Source organism: Mesorhizobium sp. B1-1-5 (assembly GCF_006443065.1).
Classification (GTDB): Bacteria; Pseudomonadota; Alphaproteobacteria; order Rhizobiales; family Rhizobiaceae; genus Mesorhizobium.
Genome location: NZ_VFWS01000281.1, coordinates 1 through 1,831, shown reverse-complemented (window position 1 = coordinate 1,831; position 1,831 = coordinate 1). Strand labels below are relative to the sequence as shown.

Sequence of the window (1,831 nt, the reverse complement as noted above, 5' to 3'; positions counted from 1 at the left end):
TGTCGCGCTCCGCACGCGCCGGTGACGCGCCCGCCGTGCCCTCGCGCTGGCTGCAGCGCATTCTCACTTATATCGGCAAGGACCAGGCAGCCAGGCTTGCCGAACGCGGCGACGAGCTCATCGCCTGGGCGCGCGCGCTCGATACCGGCCCGCGGCGGGATTTCGCGCCGCGCCCGCAGCCGAAGCCGCCGGTCGCGCTGCGTCCAACCCATTTCTCGGTCACCGAGATCGAGACGCTGCGTCGCGATCCCTACGCCATCTATGCCAGGCGCATCCTCGGCCTGCTGCCGCTCGACCCGGTCATCCGCGACCCGGGTGCGGCCGAGCGCGGCACGCTGGTTCGAGGCGATCGAGACGCAGATGGCCGAGACAGGCGTGGCGATCGCCGCGGCGCGCGCCGAAATGGTGCGCCTTCTGGCCGCCATGATCGACAGGCTGCCCGACAGCGGCCCGTTTCCGCAGGCCGATATCGGCCTGTCGGGCGATCTGGAAGCCGAGATCGCCACCACGCCAGCTGTCGACGTCGAGGAGCGGTTCCGCCGCACGCTCGCCGGGGGCCGCGACCGCGACCGCGCCGCCGGGCGCACGCTCGAGGGCCCGCACCGCTCCGATCTCGTGGTCCGGCACCGACCCAAGGCGATGCCGGCGGCGCTGTGTTCGACCGGCGAACAGAAAGCGTTGCTTGTCGGCATTGTCCTGTCACATGCCAGATTGACCGGCGAGATGTCCGGCTTGACGCCAATCCTGCTGCTCGACGAGATAACCTCCGCCCTCGATCCGGAACTCGTCGGCGAGGTGCTTGAAGTGGTGCGCAGCCTCGCCGAGGACGGCATGACGATGGTGATGGTCACGCATGAGATGGCCTTTGCCCGCGACGCCTCGAGCCGCATCGTCTTCATGGCCGATGGCGGCGTCGGCGCGGTCGGCCCGCCGAAGGAGATTCTCGCAGCAGACGCCGAGAATGAGCGTCTGCGCAATTTCCTGGCGCGCTTCCGCGCCTCGCATTTCTGACATTGGATGGTTGACACCATCCCAAGGAGCCTTCTTCCATGACGCCTTACACCAGGCTCACCGAACTCGGCCTCACATTGCCCGAGCCGCCGACGCCCATCGCCAACTTCGTTACCCATGCCGAGAGCGGCCGGCTGATCTTCCTGTCCGGCCAGGGACCGCTGCGGGCCGACGGCTCGCTCTGCACCGGGAAGGTGGGCGAGGATGTGACGGTGGAGGAGGCTTATCAGCATGCCCGCCTCACCGGCCTCAACCTGCTTGCCGTCATGCATGCTGCCGCCGGCGATCTCGGCCGCATCGTGCGCGTCGTCAAGCTGCTCGGCTTCGTCAACGCCACGCCGACCTTCAGCGACCACCCCAAAGTGGTGAATGGCTGCTCCGATCTTTTCGCCGACGTTTTCGCCACGATCGGCGGGCATGCCCGCTCGGCGATCGGCGTCGGCTCCTTACCCGGAAACATCACCGTCGAAATCGAAGCGGTCGTCGAGATCGCTGCCTGATCTGTCATCCACGGGATTGCTCACATGAAAACATATTCAGACACCGGCTCCAACACCACGATCCGCGAACGGCTCGGCCTTCGCCCGATCATCAACGTCTCCGGCACGATGACGTCGCTCGGCGCGTCGATCATCGTGCCTGAAGCGATCAGCGCCATGTCGGAAATGGCATCGCAATGGGTGGAAATGGACGATCTGCAGCGCGCCGCAAGCGCCGTCGTCGCGCGCCTCACCGGTGGCGAGGCCGGCTTCATCACCGCCTGCTGTGCCAGCGGCATCACCATGGCGATCGCCGGCGCGATGAGGGCGACCACACTGAT

The 1,831-nt window shown here is 67.1% G+C and carries 1 protein-coding gene and 3 pseudogenes; all 4 read left to right on the top strand.

Annotation, left to right across the window (positions count from 1 at the left end; all coding sequences use genetic code 11):
* A pseudogene (locus tag FJ980_RS35580) lies at positions 1–338 on the top strand (double-strand break repair protein AddB); the annotation flags it as partial.
* Positions 334–1,011 (top strand): annotated as a pseudogene (locus FJ980_RS35880) (AAA family ATPase); the annotation flags it as partial. The pseudogenes FJ980_RS35580 and FJ980_RS35880, both read left to right, overlap by 5 nt.
* Before the next feature lie 38 nt (positions 1,012–1,049).
* On the top strand, positions 1,050–1,511 hold the full coding sequence (locus FJ980_RS30425; RefSeq protein ID WP_140517593.1) for a RidA family protein: 462 nt from the start codon (positions 1,050–1,052) through the stop codon (positions 1,509–1,511).
* Positions 1,512–1,535: 24 nt separating this feature from the next.
* Positions 1,536–1,831 (top strand): annotated as a pseudogene (locus tag FJ980_RS30420) (hypothetical protein); the annotation flags it as partial.

Bases quoted from the DNA above. Each gene is read 5' to 3' on its own strand.
- FJ980_RS30425 (WP_140517593.1), top strand. From the start codon at position 1,050: ATGACGCCTTACACCAGGCTCACCGAACTCGGCCTCACATTGCCCGAG.